Raw genomic sequence first — 20,680 nt, 5'->3', positions numbered from 1 at the left:
CTGGAGGCATGAGTCACCAGCACGTCCTGCCCGCGCCTCAGGCGCCGGCCAAGGCGCTGCGCCGTGACGCGCAGCGCAACAGGGACGCGATCGTCGCCGCCGCCCGCAAGGCCTTCGCCGAGCAGGGGCTGGACGCGTCCCTGGAGGGTGTCGCCCGCGAGGCGGGCGTCGCGATCGGAACGCTCTACCGGCACTTCCCCCGCCGGCTCGACCTGGTCGAAGAGCTCTTCACCGCGAAGTTCACGGACCTGCTGGCCGCAGCCGAGGAAGCCGCGGCCATGGACGACGCCTGGGAAGGGTTCTGCCACTACCTGGAAAAGCTCTGCGAACTGCAGGCCTGCGACCGCGCCTTCAACGACCTGGCCTCGGCCCGGCTACCGGTCCACGCGCTCGGCAGGGGAATGTTCGAGCGCGCGCAGGAACGGGCCGCTCAGATCTTCCGCAACGCGCAGGAGCAGGGCGTCCTCCGTGACGATGTCACCCCGGCAGACCTCGCCTTCGTGATCTGGTCCCAGGCCGGGATCATCCAGGCCACCCGTGCCGTCGCCCCCAACGCCTGGCGCCGCCACCTTCACCTGATGCTCGACGCGTTCCGTGCGCAGTGTGCCCATGAGCTGCCGGAGCCTCCGCTGACCGCCCGGCAGGTCGACCAGACCCTCACCACTCTCGAGTGCCCCGAAGAGGAGTGCCGAGAGTGCCAGGAGGACTGAGCCCCGGCAGGTGAGGCCGCCGAGCAACAGGACAACCGGAGGGCCCGGTGCCGAAGTCGGCACCGGGCCCGTTCGTCACCGCGATGGGCGTCGCCCTCCAGGGGACGCGTTCAGTTTCCCGCCAGCAGCTGTGCCAGCTCCGCGTCCAGGTCGAGCCGGCCGGACTCGGACCCCGGCGGCACCACGGACCACGTCTCGCGCAAAAAGGATTTCACGCCCTGCGCGGGGAACTCGAGCAGGGCCGATCCCTCGGGTGAACGCAGAGCGATGAACACCACGTCGCGTCCCGGGTCGCCGGCCGGCCACATGTGCACGTCGCCCCCCTGCCCGGTGCGCCCGGTCAGGGCTTCAGCCAGCATCTCGCGACTGAAGAACCACTCGACCGTTCGGTCCTGGCCCGGAAGGTGGAAGACGGCGCGGACGGCATAGGGGTCATCCGTCTCATACCGCAGTGCCGTATACATCGGCACCGACAGGTCGTGTGACAGGACGAGCTCCACGGGCAGCTCGTACGCCACGGTTCTGACCGATCTCACTGTCCCTCACTCCTGCATCCCGCTCGCCCGGCACCGCGATCGCTTTCCGGGTGCTTCGAGGCACGGCACGTGGTGGCCTCGCCGACGCGATCAGAGGCGCCGGAAGGCGAAAGCGGCACCCGCGGTTCACGCGTGCCGGCCCCGTTCGGCCAAGAGGCGATTTCATCGGACCGGGCCTGATGTCGGCCCGGCGAGCGGTCGGCTTGACGAGCCGCAACGACGTGTCCCCCGGCTACGGCGCTGCGGCTCGTCAAACCGACCGTGACGGCCTGCGGCCGCATCAGCGCTGGTGCAGGTACCAGGCGACCTGGTCCAGGTACCAGCGGTCGCCGCCGATGCCGGACCGCGCCGTCACCTCTTCCTGCCAACGGTGCCCGTCCCAGGCGTACAGGCGGCTGCCGTCCCCACGCTCTTCCTGCATGCGGTAGAAGTGCTGGTCGCCGTGGTGACCGCTCCTGTATCCGTCCTCGCGGTGGCTGTCACGGTCGCTGCCGGCAACGAAGGCGGCGGCCGAGGTCCGCGCGTGCTCCGCGGGTCCCGAGGTCGTCGCCGCCGACGCCGAGCCGCCGGCTCCGAGAAGGGCTCCGCCTGCCAGTGCCGTAGAAGCGACAGCGACCGAGACGCGCCTGATCCACCTGTTCATGGTCATTTCCTTGTCATTTCCTTGCGATGTGCGGCGATTCCGCAAGTGGCGGATCAGCCGGGTGCCGAGCTGCGGGAGGGATCCTGAGGGGGTCCTCATGTTCGGCGTTGCCCAGCGTACTCGAGGGGGTCCTCATGTTTACGGTGAAGCCCATCACAGGACGCCGCCAGGGACGGCCGACGCGGGCGGCAACGAACACGGGCGAGGTGACACGCCCCGACTTGCACCGTCAGGGCACGGCCGGCGACCCAACGTGTCCGGTTCGTACCGTTACGGGCGGGGTATCCCTTTGCTATGAGTACGGAACCGATGGAGCTGGCGGCTCCCAGTGGCCTGTTGAGTCTCGTGCTGTTCGTAGTGGCCGTGGCCGTACTGGCGATGCTCGCCGGGGGCTTCTGGCTGGGCAACCGTGTCAAGTACCGCGAGTCGCCCCGGCCGCGCCCTGATGAGCAGCCCAAGCTGCCACCGGAGGGCGCGGTCCATGAGATCCGGGAGAACCGTGAGTCGGAGGAGATCCCCCGGATGCCCAAGGGCGGCCGTCCGCTCACTCCCTACGAGCTGAGCAATCAGCAGACCAGGCCGAGCACGTCGACGGACCGGCCGCGCTGGAGCAAGGGCAGCAGCGGCTCGTTCGGCGGTGGCGGGCTCGGCGCCCACTGACCCTAGACAGCCCCCCGGCCCGCGTCGAGACGTCCGACGTGGGCCACGTTCCAGAGGTCCTCGGCGTCCTGGCTCGGCGTTGCCGCGAACCAGGCGTCGAGGATCTCCTTGAGCACCGGCTGCGAGGTCAGGCGCAGGCTCAGGGCGAGGACGTTGGCGTCGTTCCAGCGGCGGGCGCCGTCGGCGGTGTACGCGTCCGCGCACAGGGCCGCGCGGACGCCGGCCACCTTGTTCGCGGCGATCGAGGCGCCGGTACCGGTCCAGCAGCAGACGACCGCCTGGTCGGCGGTGCCGGCGGCGACATCGCGGGCGGCCGTCTCCGAGCAGACCGCCCACTGCGGGTCGGCCCCCGGTTCGAGCGCGCCGTATGTGCGCACCTCGTGGCCACGGCGGCGCAGTTCCTCGACGAGGAGACGCGCGACAGGTTCGTCCATGTCGGAGGAGACGGAGATCCGCATGTCCACAGCCTAGGGCCGGTCCGGGGCGGCATCCGTGCGGGCCTCGATCGCGGTGAGGACCGATGACATGTCGAGGCGGCCGTTGCCCAGCCGTACGCTCTCGCCGTAGAGGTCGCTGCTCAGGTCGAGGAGCGGGGTGGCGATGCCGGCCGCGCGGGCCGCGTCGGCGATCAGCCGGGTGCTGGCGTAGGCGTCCGAAGTGGCGGCCTGCACGGTGAAGTCGTGCGTGGCGAGCATCGGGACCTTGACCCGGGTCACACCGCTGCCGAGCTGGCCGGAGTCCACGACGGCCCGGAACGTCTCCAGGTCCACATCCTGCCGCTGGGCGAAGTGGACGGCCTCGGCCAGTGCCGCGATCGTCGTGTTCAGGTAGAGGTTGACGGCCAGCTTCATCAGCACGCCGGTGCCGGCCCCACCGCAGTAGACGGTCTCCCGGCACATCGGGGCGAGCAGCGGCCGTACCTCTTCCACCGTGTCCCGGTCGCCGCCGAGCATCGCGACCAGTTCGCCCGCCTCGGCGGGCCTGCGCGATCCGGACACCGGGGCCTCGACGAACCGGCCGCCGGCGGCGTGCACGTCGGCGGCCAGCCCGCGCGCGTACTCCGGTGCCGTCGAGCCCATCGACACGACGACGCGGTCGGCGACCAGTTTGTCGAACCCTGGGCCGCCCCGGCCGAGGACCGTGTCCGTCACCGCCTCGTCGAGGAGCATGACGATCACGACACGTGCGCGTGCGAAGACGTCCTCGACGCTCGCCGCGAGCTGAGCCCCGGCCGCGCGCAGCGCCTCGGCACGGTCGGCCGTCCGGTTCCACACGACGAGCGGGGTACCGGCCCGGGCGAGATTGAGCGCCATGGGCTGCCCCATCACGCCGAGCCCCACGAAGCCGTACAGGGACGCATCGGGGCTGCCGGTCGCTTGCGTCATCGTCGTAACTCCTGGTCGGCGTACGGAAGGTGAGGGCCATCGGCACTGTACGGCGCGCGGGCGCGGGCGCGGGCGACAGGTGAGGCCGATCGGGTCAGGCGCGGCGCGCCTCGGGGGTGCGGGCGGTCGTCGGTGCAGGATCGGGTGTGCGGCCGCCTCGGGACGGGCCGCATCACCACGTGAAGAGGCCCGGCCATGAAACTCCTCGACAGCCCGTCGTTCCGGCCGCTCGGGCTCGGCCGCCGTCCCGGCGGCACCGCGGCGGCGGCATGACGACCGCTCCGGGCGGCGGCCGCTACGGCGAGACCTTCTTCCGGCCCGATCAGGCGGGCGAGGGTGAGCGCATCGACGTCGGCGCCCTCGTCTACGACGACGTCACGATGGCCCGACTGCGGGCGCTCGGGGTCGGCCCGGGCTGGCGTTGCCTCGATGTGGGCGCCGGTACGGGAACGGTCTCCCGCAGGCTCCTGGAGGAGGCGGGGGTGGAGAGCGTGCTCGCCGTGGACCGGGACGTACGGTTCCTCACCGAGCGGCCCGGACTCGATGTCCTGGAGGCCGACATCAGCGCCGCCCCGGACTCCGTCCACGGCCGGTTCCGGCTCGTCCACGCGCGCTTCGTGCTGATGCACCTGCCCGAGCACGACCGCCTGATCACCGCGTTGGCCGGGCTCGTGGAGCCGGGCGGGGTGCTGGTGCTCAGCGACGCGGTCGACCTGACGAGCGACCGGACGCCCGACACGCCGTACACCATGGCGATGCGGGCGATGTGGCAGGGGCTGCGGGCGACCATCGGTACCGACATCTCCTGGGTGCCGTCGTACCCGCAACTGCTGCGGGGGGCGGGGCTGGTGTCCGTCGCCGCCGAGATCCACGTGCCGCCGCTGCTGCCGGGCAGCCCCATCAGCCGGTTCTGGGCGGACACCTGGGAGCGGAGCCGGGCGGCGATGCTCGCCACCGGCCTGGTCGACGACGCGGCCGTCGACGCTGCGGTCCGCTACCTGGCCTCCGACGAGTGCGCCGCGCTCTCCGCCGGCATGCTGACCGCCTGGGGACGCAGACCCGAGGAGGAGACCGCGGGCTGACCCGCCGCGCGCGACGGACTCCCGTAGTCCTGCTTCCTGCCGGGGACCCGAGGCTCTCCGCACACGGTGTGTCCCGTCGTCGTCCCCCTGTTGGCAACCCGCGGACTCACGGCGCGGTGCACGCATCCGCGTCGGCGTACCGCGTTTTCAGCGGGGCCACCGCGGTTCGCGTACGGCGGTGACTCCGCGTGTCCGGTCGTAGCCAGGTATCGCATCTGCGCAGAACCAGCACACAGGCTGCACACTGCCCGGCCAAAGGATCGCTACCGTTCTGGCCGTTCGATCCCACGTGCGATCGAGATCAGGCCACGGCCGAGGACGCCGTTGGCGCAGTCGAGTCAGGAAGACCGCGGATGGACTACTGCTCCTCGTGCCGTCGGCACCTCAACGGCGCCCTCGCGTGCCCCGGTTGCGGCGCCTACGCCCCGGACATCGCTCCCCGCGCCGTTGTGACGCCCTGGCGGCCCCCGGCGGACAGCACCTGGCACGACCACACGGATGAGACGGAAGAGGGGGCAGAGGCCTCCGGGGTTTCGTACGACGGTTCCCCCGCCGGGTCCGCCGCGTCGGTCGGCCGGGCGGCCCGGCGCCGTCAGCGGGCCCGCTGGAAGAAGACCCAGCGGCGTGCCCTGGTGGCCACCGCGGTCGCGCTGGTCGGCGGCGGTCTGACCGTCGCGTCCCTGGACCGGCAGTCCACGGACCGGGCGCAGGCGGCCAGCGCTCCGGACAACACGACCATGGGAGTCGCGGACGAGGAGGCCACGGTGCCCACGCCGTCGGCGTCGGCACCGACCGGCCGCCACCGGGCCCCGGACCCCACCCCCTCCGCCCGGTCGACGGCCACCGCCAACGCGCCGCAGGAGCAGACCGCCGGTACACCCCGCGCCACCTCGACGCCCCGTCGGCTCACCCTCACGTCGGTGCCGTCCAGGGCGTCGTCCGCCGGCCAGCCCCAGGCCGCGGCCGCGGCATCCGGCAGCACCACCGCCCCCCAGTCGGAACCGGCGGCCACGCCCACGTCCACCCCCACCGCCGGCGACAGCACACCGGCGTCGACGGCGAGTCCCGCGCCGACCGCGACCTCGCCCTCGCCCTCGCCCCCGCCCCCGCAACTCTGTCTGCTGGTCATCTGCCTCGGCTGACGCACCGCCCGGACCGCCGTCCCACTCCTCGATCCGGTCCACCAGCCCCCGGGTCGGGGCGCGTTCGGGTGGGACGGACCGGCCGTCGAAAGCCGGGTGGCGCGCGGGATGCTCACCGTGCCTCCGCGGTTCACCGCGTGGAACGTCGGGAACCGGCCGTGGGAGCGCCGTCAGCTGTGCACTTGCCCGCCTGGGCCCGGCTCGTCGGCGCCCGGGAGCGTGAGTTGGGCCTTTAGCCCTCCGGCAGGGCTTTGGCCGAGGTGGAGGGAGCCCTGGTGGAGGTGGGCCTGCTGCTCGACGAGGGCCAGGCCGAGGCCGGATCCGGGTGCACGGGTCCGGGTGCCGCGGGTGAAGCGCTCCTTCATGGCGTGGCGCTGGTCGGGCGGGATGCCGGGCCCGTCGTCGCCGATGGTGATCCGCACGGTGTCGCTGCCGGTGGCGTGGGTGAGGTGGATGTCGACGGTGCCGTCGGGGCGGCCGTGGAGAGCCGCGTTGTCCAGGAGGTTGTCCACGGCCAGGCGCAGGCCGGCGGGCCAGCCGAGCACCGTTGCGGGGGTGGCGGCCGCCAGGTGGTAGGTGACGGCGGGGTGACGGCGGGACGCGTGGGCGACGGCCTCGTCGAGGAGTTCGCCGAGGTGGACGGGGGTGCGTTCGGGCAGGGCGTGGGCGTCGCCGCGGGCCAGGGTCTGCAGTCCGGTCAGCAGGGCGGTGATCCGGCCGTGCTCGGTACGCATCGCGTCCAGGGCGCGGCTGCGCTGGGGGGCGGGGAGGTCGGGGTTGCGCTGGAGGGTTTCGATGGTCATGCCGAGGCTGGTCAGGGGGGTGCGTAGTTCGTGGCCGGCGTCGGCGGTGAAGCGGCGGGTGGCCTCCATGCTGGTGCGCAGCTGGTCGAGCATGGTGTTCAGGGCGTGGGAGAGGTCGGCGACTTCCTGCGGCCGGGTGGCGGCGGGCAGCGGCCCGGTGGTGCCGGCGCTGATGGCGAGCGCGCCGGTCCGAAGGCGTTGGAGGGGTTGGAGGACGATCCGGGTGATCAGCCAGACGCCCACGGCTGTGGTGAGGGCCGCGAAGAGGGTGACGGCGGCGACGATGACGGTGTTGTCGGCCAGGCGGCGTTCGATCGGGTCGAGGTCCTGGAGGACTTCGAGGCGGTCTCCTTGGGTACCGAGGGGTTCGGTCAGGGAGCGCCAGGTCTGCCCGTCGGTTTGAACCGTGGCGTAGCCGTCGCCGGTCGGCAGGGGAAGGCGGGTGGGCGGCGTCTCGCCGCGTTGGGCGACGACCTGCCCGTCGGAGAAGAGGCGGACCAGGCTCTGACTGCCGGCCAGCAGGCCGCCGTAGTCGTCCCCGCCCGCCTCCTTGCCGGTTCCGGTGTGGTCGCCCTGGTCGAGGAGTTTGCCGGCGTCCTGGTGGACCTTCGTCGCGCGGGCGGCGAGCTGCCGGTCGACGTCGGTGCGGTCGCGGTGGTCGATCCGGGCGACGATGACCAGGCCGGCCAGCGCGACGACGACCGTCACCAGCAGGGCGACCGCGACCGTGATCCGGGAGCGCAGGCTGCGCGGGGTGAGTTTCACGAGCCGGTGCGCAGGACGAAGCCGATACCGCGGACCGTCTGCAGGACGCGAGGCAGGCCGTCGGCCTCGAGCTTCTTGCGGAGGTAGCCGATGAAGACGTCGACGACGTTCGTGTCGACGTCCCAGGTGTAACCCCATACCTGCTCCAGGAGCTGGGCACGGGAGAGGACCTGGCCGGGCCGATGGGCGAGAGCGAGCAGGAGGTCGAACTCGCGGGTGGTCAGCCGCAGTTCCCGCCCGGCCCGGGAGGCGGTACGCCGGGCGGGTTCGATGGTCACGTCTCCGACGACCAGGGGGCGGGTGCGGGTGGATTCGTGCAGGCGCACCATGGCGTGCAGGCGGGCGGCGAGCTCGGCGACGGAGAACGGCTTGACGACGTAGTCGTCGGCGCCGGCGGCCAGCCCGGCGACCCGGTCGTCGATCTCGTCACGGGCGGAGAGCATGCACACCGGCAGCGTCCGGCCCTGCGCGCGCAGCGCGTGGACGACCTCGACGCCGGACAGGCCCGCCATCGTCACGTCCAGGACGATCACCGCCGGTGGACGGGCGGCGACTTCCTCCAGCGCCCTCTCGCCGTCCTCGGCCAGCCTGACGGTGAAGCCTTCCAGGCCCAGGCCCAGGTCCAGGGCCTCGCGTACGCCGGGGTCGTCGTCGACCACCAGGACCTCCGGCTTGCGGCCCGCTGCCATAGAGCACCTCGGCTTCCCCGCCGACACCACCGGGAACCGGATGCCGCTGCGTCTTCCCAGGATCGGCGGTGAACGACAAGGAAGTCTAAGAACCACGCGGGCCCACCCGATCGCCACAACCCCCTGGCCTCGTCGCCATCCGCGCAGGTCACAGGCAGCGTGTGCGGTTCCTGCCGACCGGTGGTGGCACGGGTTCCTTAGAGCGGCCACAAGAACCGTGGCCAGGGTGAAGTGCACGCCCCGTCTCCGGGGCTCTGCCCGATTCCCACCGTGCCGAAGGAAGCCCGCTGATGACCTTGTCCACCGTGCTGCCCCCCGCGCACCGCAAGCCGCCCGGCCGTCGCCGGGGCCGGCGGGGCTTCACCCTGGCCGACCCGCTCGGCGCCCTCGCGATCCTCTCCGCCGTCGCGGTCGTCGCGCTGTGGGTGATGAACCAGGGCGGCCCGCTCAGCCTCACCACCCCGGATCGGGCGACGGGCTCGCTCGGCCTGCTCACCGGCCTGCTGGCCTCCGACCTGATGATCCTTCAGGTCGTTCTGCTGGCCCGGATCCCCTGGGTCGAGCGTTCCTGGGGCCACGACCTGCTGACCCGCCGGCACCGCTGGATCGGCTTCGCCTCGTGCTGGCTGATGGTCGCCCATGTCGTCCTCTTCGCCGTCGAACGCGCCGTACGCGAACCCGCGGCGATGCTGGACGCGCTGGTGCGGGTGTTCATCACCGACTCCTGGATGCTGTTCGCCACCGTTGGCACCATCCTTCTGACCATGGTGGTCGTCACCTCGATCCGCGCCGCCCGCCGCCGCCTGCGCTACGAGTCCTGGCACCTGCTGCACCTGTACTCCTACGCCGGGATCGCCGCCACGTTCCCCCACACCTTCGTCGACGGTGCCGACTTCCACGAGACCTGGACCCGCGACTACTGGTGGTGCCTGTACGGCCTCGCGTTCGCCGCCACCCTCCTCTACCGCATCGCCTTGCCCGCCTGGCGCTCCCTCTACCACCGCCTGCGGGTGGAGTCGGTGGTCACCGAAACACCCGGCGCGGTCTCCGTCACCCTCAAGGGCCACCGGCTGGACAGGATGCAGACCGCCTCCGGCCAGTTCTTCGTCTGGCGCTTCCTCGACGGCCCCGGCTGGTCCCGCGGCAACCCCTACACCCTCTCCGCCGCCCCCACCCCTGACCGGCTGCGTATCACCGTCAAGGCCGCCGGAGACGGCAGCGAACGTGCCGCGCGCCTCGCCCCCGGCACCCGCGTACTGATCGAAGGTCCTTACGGCACGCTCACCGCCCGCCGGCGCACCCAGCCCCGCATGCTCCTGATCGCCGCGGGCATCGGCATCACCCCCCTGCGCGCTCTGCTCGAAGACACCCCCTACGCCCCCGGCGAGACAACGCTCGTCTACCGCTACAGCAAAGACCAGCACGCCGTCTTCGTCGACGAACTCCGCGAGATCGCCGCCCGCCGCGGCGTCGAGCTCATCTTCCTGCCCGGGCCCCGCCGAGCCGACACCTCCTGGCAGGCCGCAGGCCCCGCTCACCCCGGCGACGACGCACAGGCCCTCAAGAGCCTCGTCCCCGACATCGTCCACCGCGACATCTACGTCTGCGGGCCGCCCGCCTGGATCACCGCCGTCCGCAGGGCCGCCCGCGGCGCCGGCGCCCACCGGGACGACGTCCACACCGAGGAGTTCGCCTGGTAGCCGCGCGACCACCACGCCTCACCTGACCCACCGACCGGGAGTACCCATGCGCCGCATCACCCTCTGGATCACCGCCACCCTCGCCGTGACCGGCCTCCTCCTCGCCTTCCAGCTCAACCTCTCCGGCACCACCGGCAAATCGGGAGACGACGGCAACCACACCGAACCCGGCTCCACCGCACCCGCCGCCCCCGGCCAGGACCAGGCCAAGCCCGGTGACGACACCCCCGGCGACGGCGAACACGTCGGCAAACCCGGCGAGAACAAGTAGCCCTCGAACCCGTACGGCACTCCGCCCCGACGGCGGCCCACCGTACGGGTTCACGCCGTTCTTCCGGACACGCCACTGCCGCACGACATCGTCGTACGCGGCGCGGCCACGGCGGGTACTGGTCCAACCGGGTTTCCCCGGGCGGGAGTTCACCGGTCCGCCGGGTGTGCCCGTGGCCGATCCCAAGTCCGCCTTCCCGGCGGCGGCTTCACCGTTCGGGACGCGGGTGAGCGGTGACGACGTGGCGGACGTCGTCTTCACCTCGCCACGATCCTGCCCGTGCGGTCCGCCAGGGGCCGGCTTCGAAGTGCCGCGGTCCGTGGAATTCCGTGAGGAGTTGCCGCTGAACGCCATGGGCACAGTGATGAAGGACCAACTGCGGTGAAAAGGCGGACGGGAACCACGACCGGGGTCCCGTCCTCGGAGAACGGAGACCTCACGTGACGACGAACCCCGCTACGGACGCGCCGGCGGATCTGTCACTCGCCCCGCTCGAACGCCTCGACGAGGAGATCATCGCGCTTCTCGCCCGCCGCCGCGCGATGGCCCAGGAACTCGCGCCCCCGGCCCGCGCCCGCGCCGCCGACCCGGCCTTCGCGGAGACCGTACGCGGCATCACGGGCCGCTACCGCCAGGAACTGGGCGGCGCGGGCGAACTCGTCGCCCGCGCGGTCATGGTGTTGTGCGATCCCAGCCGCGAGTCCTGAAGAAAGCTTCCTCCGGGCTCAGGCCACGGAGGCGCCCGGTCCGTTCGGGCAACAGGGAAGCCCGCGTCGGGGCGGACGCGGGCTTCCTGCTGTCCGCGGGCGCCCGATCGGCCCATCCGATTGGTGCGCACAGCTGCCGCAGGCGCTCGTCGTCCTCGATGAAGACGCTGGGCCGTTCCACCCGGCTTCTGGGAACATCCAGGCGCCGGGCGAGCTTGTGGCGATGTGCCCACTGCGGGAACTGGCTGATTTCTCGGCGATGTTGCTCGCTCCGGCACAGCCGGCGACCGAGCGCCGGCCGATTGAGGTCGGCCAGAGCGGCAAGGGCTGACCACCGCCAGGCTGCCCGGGTCAGTACGACCTGGGCGGCCCCAGCACGTGCCGGGACCGTGGTTCAGCACCATCTCCTGGCCGACCCGCGAAGCCGGGGCGCCGGTGATGGCGAAGGGCACCGCGCCCCGGCTGGTTCAGCTGCGACTCCTGTGACTCACCAGGGCAGCGGGCCGTTGACGTCGAAGTAGCCGCCGGTCGGTCCGTCCGGGCCGAGCTGTGCCGTCCGGACGATGACCTCGGCGCCCTCCGCCACGGTCTGCGTGCCCGTGTTGCCGTTCAGGTCGGTCTTGGTGAAGCCGGGCTCGACGGAGTTGATCCGCATCCCCGGGAACGCCTTCGCGAACTGCACGGTGAGCATGTTCACGGCGGTCTTGGAGGTCGGGTAGGCGATGCCCGGATAGAAGTGGGCGGGGTGGTCGGGGTCGGAGAGCGCGGTCAGCGAGGCCAGTCCGCTGCTGACGTTGACCACGACCGGTGCCGCCGACCGCCGCAGCAGCGGCAGGAAGGCGTGCAGGACGCGGACCACGCCGAAGACGTTGGTCTCGAAGGTGTTCCGCATCTGGTCGGCGGTCACGGTCTCGGCGGTCGGCACGCTGTTGTCCGCGGTCCGGGTCTCGATCCCGGCGTTGTTGATCAGGACGTCCAGTCCGCCGTCGGCCTCGATCGTCTTGGCCGCGGCGTCGACGGAGGCGTCGTCGGTGACGTCGAGGAGGACGAACCGGGCACCCAGTTCCTCGGCGGCCCGGCGGCCGCGATCGGCGTCCCTGGCACCCACATACACGGTGTGACCTGCGGCGATGAGCTGGCGGGCGGTCTCGTAGCCGATGCCCTTGTTGGCTCCGGTGATCAGTGTTGTCGTCATGCGTCCAGCCTGCGCCCCGGCCGCCGGGTCAGCCAGCAGACCCTTCTTCCTGGGACTGCCAGTCCTACCGACGCACCTCTCTGACCTGGGCTTGACCTGCTAGGTCGGGTTGCAGAGGCGATCGAAGGCAGTCAGAGGAAAGCGCTCCGATTCGACCCCGGTTCGGCCCGGGTCACTCAGAGGCATGATGGTGCGGGCGATCTTTTCCGCGTCGGCGGCGAGAACAGCCGTCCCCTCATAGCCACCAGCCCCAACAAGCGCCCAGGCCGCCGCAGTAGCAGCACCCCCGCTCACGCGGAGAACGCGTCAGCTCCAGCGAGAAGGGCGCCGCAGCGTCCGGTTCACCTCCGCTCGCGCGGAGACCGGCAGACACGCCCACCCCTTCCTGGCCAGTCCTCCGGTTCACGGACCGTCAGTCACTCAGGCAAGCTTCGATCATCAGGGCGAGCCGGCGTTCCATCGCGGTCAGGGTCTCGGAGGACAGGCCCTCCTCCTCGCCCAGGAGCGCGCCGATGCCGAAGAGGCCGAGGCCCAGGGTCAGGGATTCGAGCAGGCGGATCTTGGCCGTCGCTTCCGGATCCCCGGCGAGGAACTGGCGCCAGTGCCCCCGCACCCTTCGTTCCAGCTCATGCTTGAGGAGCTTCCCGCCGTCCAGGTCGATGGACCGGACGAGGGCGAGTGCGGGTGTTCTGCGGTCGACGTCCTGCCAGTACGCCATGAGGTCGGACGCGAATTCACCGACGTCCGTGAGGGGTTGTGCCTCGTCGACGTGAGCCTGGGCCACCAACTCGAAGAGCGCCCGTTTGGAGACGAAGTACCGGTTGACGAGGGCCGGTGTGACGCCGGCGTCCTCGGCGATGTCCTGGAGGGTCACGTGAGCGAAACCACGTTCCGCGAACCGCCGCGCCGCCGCTCGCAGAATGTCGTTGCGTGTCGCGGCGGAGTCCTTGGCACGGTGTGCGTCGCGCCCCTTCGGACGAGCCTGTCGCGTCCCGTCCGATGGACCTCCGGCAGTCATACGTATCAGTCTGCCACAATCGTCATTCATGTCTTGACTGGCTGACTCTGGGCCGGGACGGCCGCGGGGCGTGTGAGTCGGCGGGCCAGTGCCCGCAGGTCGGTCGACGGGTCCGTGAGCACGTCGGGTGCCACTGCGGCGTCCGTGTCGAGGATCGCCTTCGCGGCGCGAACCGCCTTCGGCTCGCCGAGTCCGGCGATGGCGGCGAGCCGACCCGCGCGGAGCCAGAAGGCCACGAACCGCTCGGGAGTCGCTCCCTCCCGCACCACCACCTGGTCGGACCCGCGTCCTCGGCCGAACATCTGCAACGATTTGCCGTACTGATCGGACCAGAAGTAGGGCGCCGCATCGTTGATCGTGGGCCGGCCGACCATCGACGCGCCCACCGACGCGCCGTGGCGCATGGCGACGTCCCAGTGCTCGATCCGCTCACGGACCCCGGTGCGCGGGTGGATCTGGCTGGCCACATCGCCGGCCGCCCAGAGCCACGGATGATCGGTGCGGCCATACTCGTCCACGACGACCCCGCCGTGGATGGTGGCGCCGGTGGCAGCGGCGAGTTGATCGTTCGGAACCACCCCGACGCCCACCACCACGTTGGCCGCGGGCAGCCGTTCGCCGCCGGCCAGAACGACCTCTTCTACGGAACCGTGGCCGACATACCTCTCCACGGTCCGGCCGCTGATGACCCGTACGCCGTTGTCCCGGTGCAGTTGGGTCATGAGCCGGGCGACCGCCGGGCCCAGCGGGCCGAGCAGAGGCAAGTCCGTCGCCTCGACGACCGTGACGTCGAGGCCCATCGTCCGGGCCACCGCGCCGGCTTCGAGTCCGATGAAGCCGCCGCCGACCACGACCAGCGGGCCGCCCCGGTGCAGGCCGGCGAAGATGCGTCGCGCGTCGGCCGCGGTGCGCAAGGTGTGCACGTTCACCAACTCCTCCCCCGGTGTGCCAAGTTGGCGTGCGGAGACCCCCGTGGTGAGCAGTACCCGGTCGGCCGGCAGCTCACCGCCGCCGGCCAGGACGACCCGCCGGTGTTCGTCGTCGAGCCTGTGCACCCGTAGGCCGATGACCAGGTCGATGCCGTGCTTCCGGTAGTGCTCCTCGGGCAGGATGGGCCGCACGGCCTGCTCCGGGTCCGGCTCCTTCGACAGCGGCGGCTTCTCGTACGGGAGGAGCGGCTCGGCGTCCACGACGGTGACTGTTCCGTCGAATCCGCTCTGCCGCATCGCCATGGCGGCCGACACACCGGCGATGCTTCCGCCGACGATCACGTGGTGGGTCTTGGACACGATGGCCCTCTCGTTCAAGTTGCGTAGGTTGCCGGAGATCACCCCGGCCGGTTCACGGAGCCGCGGACCGGCTGGGCGTGCCGACGCTGCTGATGTCGATGACGGTCCCGGTAGCGGTGGCGGACTCCTCTCGTGCGGCGAGGAGGACGTACGAGCCGACGTAGTCCTCGGGCCGGATGTCGATTTGCAGGGCCGAGAAGGTCCGGATGACGTCCCGGATCGGGAGGGCGTCCTCGATGGAGGTGTCGGCCAGGCCCATCGACCCGGGTCCGCGCAGGTCCGTGGCCATGCCGCCCGGGGCGACCGCGTTCACCCGTACGTCGGGGGCGAGTTCGTAGGCCAGTTGCCTGACCAGCCCGACGCCGGCGTGTTTGGAGGCGACGTACAGGGGACCGCCGCCGCGCGGGTAGAACGACGCGTTCGACAACGTGAAAACGATCGATCCTTGGGACGCGGTCAGGGCCGGCAGTGCGGCCTTGGCTCCGAGCAGATAGCCCTTCACGTTCACCGCGAACAGTTCGTCGAACCCGGAGGCGAGGGACTGCGGATCGCTTTCGACGAGTGAGCGGTTGAAGTCCCACAGGCCGGCGTTGCCGATGAACGTGTCGAGTTTTCCCCGCCAGTCGACAGCGGCCTCGCAGGCGCGGTGGTTGTCCTCGTAGCTGGTGACGTCGCCGACGACGGTGACCACGGACTCGCCGAGTTCGGCCTTGAGTTTGTCGAGCTTCTCCTGCGACCGGTCGAAGGCGACGACGCTCGCGCCTTCGGCGGTGAAGCGGTCGACGATGGCTCGGCCGAGGCCGGAACCGGCTCCGGTGACCACCACGGACGCGTTGTCGAGCCGTGCCATGGTCAGCCCTCCTTCACGAGGTAGTTCAGGGGGAGCGCGACGAAGACGACACCGTCGACGCACTCCACCGGGTGGACGGCCACGGGCCTGGTGGCCGGCGGTGAGACGACGTCGCCGGTACGGAGGCTGAACTTGGCCATGTGCAGGGTGCATTCGACGACACAGCCCTCGACCCAGCCGTCCGCGAGGGAGAACGTCTCGTGTGTGCAGGTGTCGTCGATGCAGAACACCTCGTCCTCCGCCGCGAAGACGGAGGTGAGGGGAACCGTGGCGAGCTTGAGCCCTTCGTCCTCCGGGAGTTGGTCGAGCGCGCAGGCACGGACCCATTTGCGGTCGGGGAGTTGGGGTAGGGCCGAGGGAAGAGTGTGCTGGGTCATGGCGATCACAGGAAGATGCTCAGGCTCGGCGCCAGGAGTGTGGTCTGCTCCAGGACGATCTTCCGGGCCGCGATCTTGTACGGGTATCCGGTGTCCGGGTCGGCGGGGCGCAGGGTGTCGAATCGTTCGCCGACGAACCAGTCCTGGTGGCGTTCCAGGCGGCTGCGGTAGGCGTAGAAGTTGGACACGACGGCGAGTTCGCCGGGTTCCGTGCCCGGCGCGACGCGGATGTTGGTGATGAGTCGGCGGGTGCGCGATGGCGGCTCCTCGGACCAGGAGATGCCGGAGGTGTAGCGGCGTACCCGGCCGGTCAGGAAGTACTTGTCGTCGTCGATGAGGGCGGTCTCGTTCTCGTCGGCGATCTCGCGATGGCGTTCGCGGTTGGTGCGGGTCATACGGGTGGGCAGCCAGTAGTGGACGTCCTCGGTGAACAGGTCGATCCACTCCTGGAAGCGTCGCTGGTCGAGTAGTTCGGCCTCGGCGTACAGGAACTGCTCGACGTCGTGCTGGAGTTGTACGTCGGTGGTGCGGAACGCCGTGGTCGCCACGTCAGTGCGGTCGATGGTCGTCATGGTGGTCACGCCTTCTCTGCGAGGGCGGCGTCCGCGGCCTCTGGTGCTCGGTCCGACTTCTGTATCTGCGCCCACGGCGTCCCGGTCACCAGGTCGCGCCACCGGCGGTAGAAGCCACGCGCCGCGTGCTCGGCGTACACGTAGTTCGACGTACCGGGCAGACCGTGGACGTCGGTCTCCTCGTGACCGAGGCCCATGCCCGTGTGGAACTTGCTGGTGCGCGCCTTGTGACCGCGCAGCACCTGCTGGATCTCGGTCCAGTTCTCGCCGTCGTCGGTCTCGAACGAACCCGCCGGGCTGAACGTCCGCTGGGTGTACTGCCGCAGCTCGGCCTTGACCTCGTCCGGAGCGTTCTTGGGGAGGTAGGTCCAGGCCCACACCTCGATCTGGCCGGGTCCGCGCGGGTGCCACACCCGCATCGTCGAGAGGCCGAAGGCGAGCCAGGAGAAGTTCGGGAAGATCGTGTTGTGGTTGTCCACCTTCAACAGCCGGTCCAGCCCGATGCGTTCGACGGACTCCTCCTGCCGGCTCTTCACCCACGCGAACGTGGCGTCACCCAGGTAGGGCGGCCTGATGACGGGTGCGGGCTTGAAGAAGCCGCCGGACCCGTGTCCGTTGCCGCCGAACTGGCGGCCGGGGATGCCCGGGTCGGTCTGACCGCCGGAGGCGTTGGGATCGTCCGTCAGCGCCATCATGGCGGAGGCGTGCGAGACAGGCGCGTGGTACATGTCGCTGGCGAACTGCTCGGCCGCGAACTTCCAGTTGCAGTCGATGACCCACTTGGTGGTTCCGGGCGCCAGCTCCAGGCCGCCCTCGAAGCGGTCGACGACCGCGTCGAAGTAGAAGGCCATGTCGCCGAGATAGTCCTCGAACTCCGGCGTCTCCTCCGACCACGTGCCGAAGTGGAAGCCCCGGTAGTTCGCGATCCGTGGGACCTTCAGCGCGCCCCACTTGCTCTTGTCGATCTCGTTGCGGTACGCCGCCTCCTCCAGCGGCACGTTGATCAGGTTGCCCGCCAGATCGTAGGCCCACCCGTGGTACGTACAGGTGAAGGTCTTGCTGGTGCCGGCGTCCGTCCGGCAGATCCTCATGCCCCGGTGCCGGCACTGGTTCAGGAAGGCCTTCACGGAGCCGTCCCGCTGCCGGACCACCAGGACCGGGTCCTCAGCCATGTACGTCTGGATGAAGCTGCCCGGTTTCGGCAACTGGGAGTCGTGCGCGAGGAAGAGCCAGGTCCGCCCGAAGACGTGCTCCAACTCGCGCTCGTACAGGTCCTGATCGGTGTAGATCCGCGGGTCGTTCCAACCCCGATCCGGGTCGACCATGGTGTTCAGGTCAATCATGTCCGCTCCTGGTGGAGGCGATGCGACTCTTTCGAAGAGAAGCCTGCGGCAGCGGGTCCGGAAGGCGAACCGTCCCGTTCAGAGGGGTGGAACAGTTCGACGCCGTATCTTCGGAACGGATCCGCGGGTGAGTGATTTCCCCCTGGTCACACGGCAGGGGTGCGTTCGGCGAGCAGGGCGAGGGCGATGTCGATGATCATGTCCTCCTGGCCGCCGACCAGCCCTCGCCGACCGCACTCGATGAGGAGGTCACGGACATCGACGCCGTAGCGCCGGGAGGCGTTCTCGGCGTGACGCAGAAAGGACGAGTAGACGCCCGCGTGGCCGAGGGTGAGGGTTTCTCGATCGACCCGGACCGGCCGGTCCTGAAGCGGCCTCACCAGGTCGTCGGCGGCGTCCTGGAGCTTGAACAGATCACAGCCGTGCCGCACGCCGGACAGGTCGGCGACCGCGATGAACGCCTCGATGGGACAGTTGCCCGCGCCCGCGCCGTGGCCGGCGAGCGACGCGTCGACCCGGTACACACCGTGCTCGACGGCGACTACCGAGTTGGCGACGGACAGCGAGAGGTTCTCGTGGGCGTGGATGCCGATCTCGGTCGCCGGGTCCAGGACCTCCCGGTACGCGCGGACCCTTGCCTCCACATCCTTCATGGTGAGCCGGCCGCCGGAGTCGGTGACGTACACACAGTGCGCGCCGTAAAACTCCATCAGCTTGGCCTGCCGCGCCAGTTCACGGGGCTCGGCCATGTGGGAAAGCATCAGGAAGCCCGACACGTCCATCCCGATCTCGCGGGCCGAGGCGATGTGCTGCGCGGCGATGTCGGCCTCGGTGCAGTGCGTGGCCACCCGAACGGAACGCACACCCAGGTCCCAGGCCCGCTTGAGTTCGTGGATCGTACCGACGCCAGGCAGGAGCAGGGTCGTCAGTCGAGCCCGTTCGATCACAGAGGCAGCTGCTTCGATCCACTCCCAGTCGGTGTGCGAACCGGGGCCGTAGTTGAGCGACCCGCCCGCAAGACCGTCCCCGTGGGCGACTTCGATCGCGTCGACGCCGGCTTTGTCGAGAGCCGTGACGATTCGGCGGACCTTTTCGGGGGTGATGCGGTGACGGACGGCATGCATGCCATCGCGCAAGGTGACGTCCTGGACGAAGATCGAGGTGGTCATCGGGTCTCCGTTCCGGCGGCGATACGCTCCGCGACCTGCAGCGCTGCCGACGTCATGATGTCGAGATTGCCCGCGTACGCCGGCAAGTAGTGCGCGGCGCCCTCGACTTCGAGGAACACCGAGACCTGATGGGTGGGCCGGGTCGCGCCCCCCTCCGTCAGGGTCTGGACCGGCTGGTCGGCGGGGGTCTCGGTGATCTGGACGTCCTGCTTGAGGCGATAGCCGGGAACGTACGCTGCCACGTCGGCCACCATCTTCTCGATGGACTCGCGGATCTCCTGGTGCTGTCGCAGGTCGGGGGCGTCGACCAGGCAGAACACGGTGTCCCGCATGATCAGCGGCGGTTCGGCGGGGTTCAGGACGATGATCGCCTTGCCCCGTCGGGCTCCGCCCACCTCGACGATGGCCGCCGACGTGGTCTCCGTGAACTCGTCGATGTTGGCGCGGGTACCGGGACCCGCGGACTTGGAGGCGATGGACGCGACGATCTCGGCGTAGGCCACCGGAACGACGCGGGAGACGGCGGCCACGACCGGAATCGTTGCCTGGCCCCCGCAGGTCACCATGTTCACGTCGGGGGCGTCGAGGTGATCGCTCAGATTGACCGCCGGGATCACGTAAGGGCCGATCGCCGCGGGAGTCAGGTCGATGAGCCGCTTGCCGTAGGGCGCGAGCCTGTCGGCGTTGTACGCGTGGGCCTTCGCGGACGTCGCGTCGAAGACGATGTCGATGTCGGCGAACTCGGGCAGGGCTATCAGCCCCTCGACGCCTTCAGCCGTGGTGGCGAAGCCCAGACGGGCCGCCCGCGCGAGGCCGTCGGATTCCGGATCGATGCCGACCATGGCACCCATCCGAAGGTGCTTGGCCATCCGCATGACCTTGATCATCAGGTCGGTGCCGATATTGCCCGAGCCGATGATCGCCACATGTGTATCGCTCACGATTCTCCTTCGGTAAAGGTCACGGTCACCGCGCCGAGAGGCGAGATCCTCGCGGTCACCTTGTCGCCGGCGGTCACGGGCCGCATCGGGCCGAGGGCGCCGGAGAGGATCACCTGGCCGGCGCGCAGCGGCTCGCCCAGGTCCCGGGCCTGGCGGGCCAGCCATGCAGCCGCTTCCAGCGGGTCCCCGAGGCAGGCTGCACCGTTCCCGGTCGCCGCCTCCGTGCCGTCGATCGACAGCGACATCACGACGTCCTTCGGCTCGAACTCGTGCAGACGCATGCGCCGCGGCCCCAGTACGAAGGCGCCGCTGGACGCGTTGTCCGCAACCGTGTCCGCGAAGCTGATGTCCCAGTTCCGGATCCGGCTCCCGCAGATCTCCAGGGCCGCGACCGCGTGGTCGACCGCGGCCCGCACCTGCGCGACGTCGAGAGGGCCGTCGGAGAGATCCTCGGCGAGCACGAAGGCGATTTCCGCCTCGGCGCGCGGCTGCATGATCGAGTCGATCGGAATCGTGTCGCCGCCGAGGTAGGACATGTCGTCGAAGAGGATGCCGAAGTCCGGCTTGTCCACGCCCAGTTGCTGTTGAACGGCGTCCGAGGTCAGACCGATCTTCCGCCCGACGACGACCGCGCCACGAGCACGCCGCGCCGCGACGACAAGCCGCTGGACGTCATAGGCGGCCTTGAGGTCGTCGCGACCGATGAGGTCCCGTACCGGTGCACAGGGTGTGCGGAGTGTCTCGGCGTCGAGCAGCCGCTGGGCGGCCTCCTCCAGTACCGGTTTTGAAGGGGTGGTGGTCTCTGTCATGCCCCGATGGTCGGCGAACCGTTC

Annotated in this window: 24 protein-coding genes; 8 read left to right on the top strand and 16 right to left on the bottom strand. The window is 70.4% G+C overall.

The window, feature by feature from the left end:
- Positions 1 to 8: 8 nt before the first annotated feature.
- Positions 9 to 710: a helix-turn-helix domain-containing protein gene (locus ABZ642_RS21300; RefSeq protein ID WP_360486108.1), complete on the top strand. Its 702-nt coding sequence runs from the start codon at positions 9 to 11 to the stop codon at positions 708 to 710.
- 110 nt (positions 711 to 820) lie between these two features.
- Here the strand turns inward: ABZ642_RS21300 and ABZ642_RS21295 are convergent, their stop codons facing one another.
- Together ABZ642_RS21295 and ABZ642_RS21290 are read right to left on the bottom strand one after the other, a co-directional pair.
- A complete protein-coding gene (locus ABZ642_RS21295; protein ID WP_360486643.1) occupies positions 821 to 1,174 on the bottom strand; it encodes an SsgA family sporulation/cell division regulator in 354 nt (117 codons plus the stop codon).
- Positions 1,175 to 1,526: 352 nt separating this feature from the next.
- Positions 1,527 to 1,889, bottom strand: coding sequence for a hypothetical protein (locus ABZ642_RS21290; RefSeq protein ID WP_360486105.1), 363 nt, complete (start codon positions 1,887 to 1,889; stop codon positions 1,527 to 1,529).
- Between the two features lie 294 nt (positions 1,890 to 2,183).
- Between ABZ642_RS21290 and ABZ642_RS21285 the strand changes: the two genes are divergently transcribed.
- Entirely contained in the window at positions 2,184 to 2,549 is a 366-nt protein-coding gene (locus tag ABZ642_RS21285; RefSeq protein WP_360486102.1) for a DUF6479 family protein, read from the top strand.
- Between the two features lie 2 nt (positions 2,550 to 2,551).
- Here the strand turns inward: ABZ642_RS21285 and ABZ642_RS21280 are convergent, their stop codons facing one another.
- Positions 2,552 to 3,007 carry an RpiB/LacA/LacB family sugar-phosphate isomerase gene (locus ABZ642_RS21280; protein ID WP_360486099.1) on the bottom strand — a complete coding sequence of 152 codons (456 nt, stop codon included), beginning with the start codon at positions 3,005 to 3,007 and terminating at the stop codon, positions 2,552 to 2,554.
- A 9-nt stretch (positions 3,008 to 3,016) separates the two neighbouring features.
- On the bottom strand, positions 3,017 to 3,934 hold the full coding sequence (locus ABZ642_RS21275; protein ID WP_360486096.1) for an NAD(P)-dependent oxidoreductase: 918 nt from the start codon (positions 3,932 to 3,934) through the stop codon (positions 3,017 to 3,019).
- A gap of 269 nt (positions 3,935 to 4,203) precedes the next feature.
- Here ABZ642_RS21275 and ABZ642_RS21270 point away from each other — a divergent pair, with 269 nt between their 5' ends.
- Positions 4,204 to 5,016, top strand: coding sequence for a class I SAM-dependent methyltransferase (locus tag ABZ642_RS21270; protein WP_360486093.1), 813 nt, complete (start codon positions 4,204 to 4,206; stop codon positions 5,014 to 5,016).
- Positions 5,017 to 5,369: 353 nt separating this feature from the next.
- Positions 5,370 to 6,158 (top strand): hypothetical protein, encoded by a 789-nt coding sequence (locus ABZ642_RS21265; protein ID WP_360486090.1) that lies wholly within the window; start codon positions 5,370 to 5,372, stop codon positions 6,156 to 6,158.
- 170 nt (positions 6,159 to 6,328) lie between these two features.
- On the opposite strand, the gene ABZ642_RS21260 is transcribed toward ABZ642_RS21265, so the two are convergent.
- Positions 6,329 to 7,726: a HAMP domain-containing sensor histidine kinase gene (locus ABZ642_RS21260; RefSeq protein WP_360486087.1), complete on the bottom strand. Its 1,398-nt coding sequence runs from the start codon at positions 7,724 to 7,726 to the stop codon at positions 6,329 to 6,331.
- Positions 7,723 to 8,415, bottom strand: a complete 693-nt coding sequence (locus ABZ642_RS21255; RefSeq protein ID WP_360486084.1) for a response regulator transcription factor — start codon at positions 8,413 to 8,415, stop codon at positions 7,723 to 7,725. Before ABZ642_RS21255 ends, ABZ642_RS21260 begins: the two co-directional genes overlap by 4 nt.
- Before the next feature lie 290 nt (positions 8,416 to 8,705).
- On the opposite strand from ABZ642_RS21255, the gene ABZ642_RS21250 reads away from it, so the two are divergent.
- From ABZ642_RS21250 to ABZ642_RS21235, 4 genes are all read left to right on the top strand, one after another.
- The gene (locus ABZ642_RS21250; protein WP_360486081.1) at positions 8,706 to 10,115 is read left to right on the top strand and encodes a ferredoxin reductase family protein; all 1,410 of its coding nucleotides are present in this window, start codon (positions 8,706 to 8,708) and stop codon (positions 10,113 to 10,115) included.
- A gap of 46 nt (positions 10,116 to 10,161) precedes the next feature.
- Positions 10,162 to 10,386: a hypothetical protein gene (locus ABZ642_RS21245; RefSeq protein WP_360486078.1), complete on the top strand. Its 225-nt coding sequence runs from the start codon at positions 10,162 to 10,164 to the stop codon at positions 10,384 to 10,386.
- A gap of 172 nt (positions 10,387 to 10,558) precedes the next feature.
- The gene (locus ABZ642_RS21240) at positions 10,559 to 10,771 is read left to right on the top strand and encodes a hypothetical protein (RefSeq protein WP_360486075.1); all 213 of its coding nucleotides are present in this window, start codon (positions 10,559 to 10,561) and stop codon (positions 10,769 to 10,771) included.
- Positions 10,772 to 10,826: 55 nt separating this feature from the next.
- Positions 10,827 to 11,093, top strand: coding sequence for a hypothetical protein (locus tag ABZ642_RS21235; RefSeq protein ID WP_360486073.1), 267 nt, complete (start codon positions 10,827 to 10,829; stop codon positions 11,091 to 11,093).
- Between the two features lie 487 nt (positions 11,094 to 11,580).
- On the opposite strand, the gene ABZ642_RS21230 is transcribed toward ABZ642_RS21235, so the two are convergent.
- The 10 genes from ABZ642_RS21230 to ABZ642_RS21185 form a co-directional block, all read right to left on the bottom strand.
- On the bottom strand, positions 11,581 to 12,288 hold the full coding sequence (locus ABZ642_RS21230; RefSeq protein ID WP_360486070.1) for an SDR family oxidoreductase: 708 nt from the start codon (positions 12,286 to 12,288) through the stop codon (positions 11,581 to 11,583).
- A gap of 412 nt (positions 12,289 to 12,700) precedes the next feature.
- Positions 12,701 to 13,306, bottom strand: coding sequence for a helix-turn-helix domain-containing protein (locus tag ABZ642_RS21225; RefSeq protein WP_360486067.1), 606 nt, complete (start codon positions 13,304 to 13,306; stop codon positions 12,701 to 12,703).
- Between the two features lie 26 nt (positions 13,307 to 13,332).
- On the bottom strand, positions 13,333 to 14,613 hold the full coding sequence (locus ABZ642_RS21220) for an FAD-dependent oxidoreductase (protein WP_360486064.1): 1,281 nt from the start codon (positions 14,611 to 14,613) through the stop codon (positions 13,333 to 13,335).
- A 34-nt stretch (positions 14,614 to 14,647) separates the two neighbouring features.
- On the bottom strand, positions 14,648 to 15,445 hold the full coding sequence (hcaB, locus tag ABZ642_RS21215) for a 3-(cis-5,6-dihydroxycyclohexa-1,3-dien-1-yl)propanoate dehydrogenase (RefSeq protein ID WP_360486062.1): 798 nt from the start codon (positions 15,443 to 15,445) through the stop codon (positions 14,648 to 14,650).
- A gap of 2 nt (positions 15,446 to 15,447) precedes the next feature.
- A complete protein-coding gene (locus tag ABZ642_RS21210; protein WP_360486059.1) occupies positions 15,448 to 15,822 on the bottom strand; it encodes a bifunctional 3-phenylpropionate/cinnamic acid dioxygenase ferredoxin subunit in 375 nt (124 codons plus the stop codon).
- A gap of 5 nt (positions 15,823 to 15,827) precedes the next feature.
- The gene (locus ABZ642_RS21205) at positions 15,828 to 16,394 is read right to left on the bottom strand and encodes a 3-phenylpropionate/cinnamic acid dioxygenase subunit beta (RefSeq protein ID WP_360486056.1); all 567 of its coding nucleotides are present in this window, start codon (positions 16,392 to 16,394) and stop codon (positions 15,828 to 15,830) included.
- Positions 16,395 to 16,399: 5 nt separating this feature from the next.
- The gene (locus ABZ642_RS21200) at positions 16,400 to 17,737 is read right to left on the bottom strand and encodes an aromatic ring-hydroxylating dioxygenase subunit alpha (protein WP_360486053.1); all 1,338 of its coding nucleotides are present in this window, start codon (positions 17,735 to 17,737) and stop codon (positions 16,400 to 16,402) included.
- A 146-nt stretch (positions 17,738 to 17,883) separates the two neighbouring features.
- Entirely contained in the window at positions 17,884 to 18,906 is a 1,023-nt protein-coding gene (gene dmpG, locus ABZ642_RS21195) for a 4-hydroxy-2-oxovalerate aldolase (RefSeq protein ID WP_360486050.1), read from the bottom strand.
- Positions 18,903 to 19,847 (bottom strand): acetaldehyde dehydrogenase (acetylating), encoded by a 945-nt coding sequence (locus tag ABZ642_RS21190; protein WP_360486047.1) that lies wholly within the window; start codon positions 19,845 to 19,847, stop codon positions 18,903 to 18,905. The genes dmpG and ABZ642_RS21190 overlap by 4 nt, the downstream gene beginning before the upstream one ends.
- Positions 19,844 to 20,656, bottom strand: coding sequence for a fumarylacetoacetate hydrolase family protein (locus ABZ642_RS21185; protein ID WP_360486044.1), 813 nt, complete (start codon positions 20,654 to 20,656; stop codon positions 19,844 to 19,846). The genes ABZ642_RS21190 and ABZ642_RS21185 overlap by 4 nt, the downstream gene beginning before the upstream one ends.
- Between the last annotated feature and the right edge of the window lie 24 nt (positions 20,657 to 20,680).

This window comes from Streptomyces sp. NPDC007157 (genome assembly GCF_040634235.1).
GTDB lineage: Bacteria > Actinomycetota > Actinomycetes > Streptomycetales > Streptomycetaceae > Streptomyces.
The sequence above is the reverse complement of the archived record's forward strand: the minus strand, read 5'-3'. Positions and strand labels throughout refer to the sequence as shown.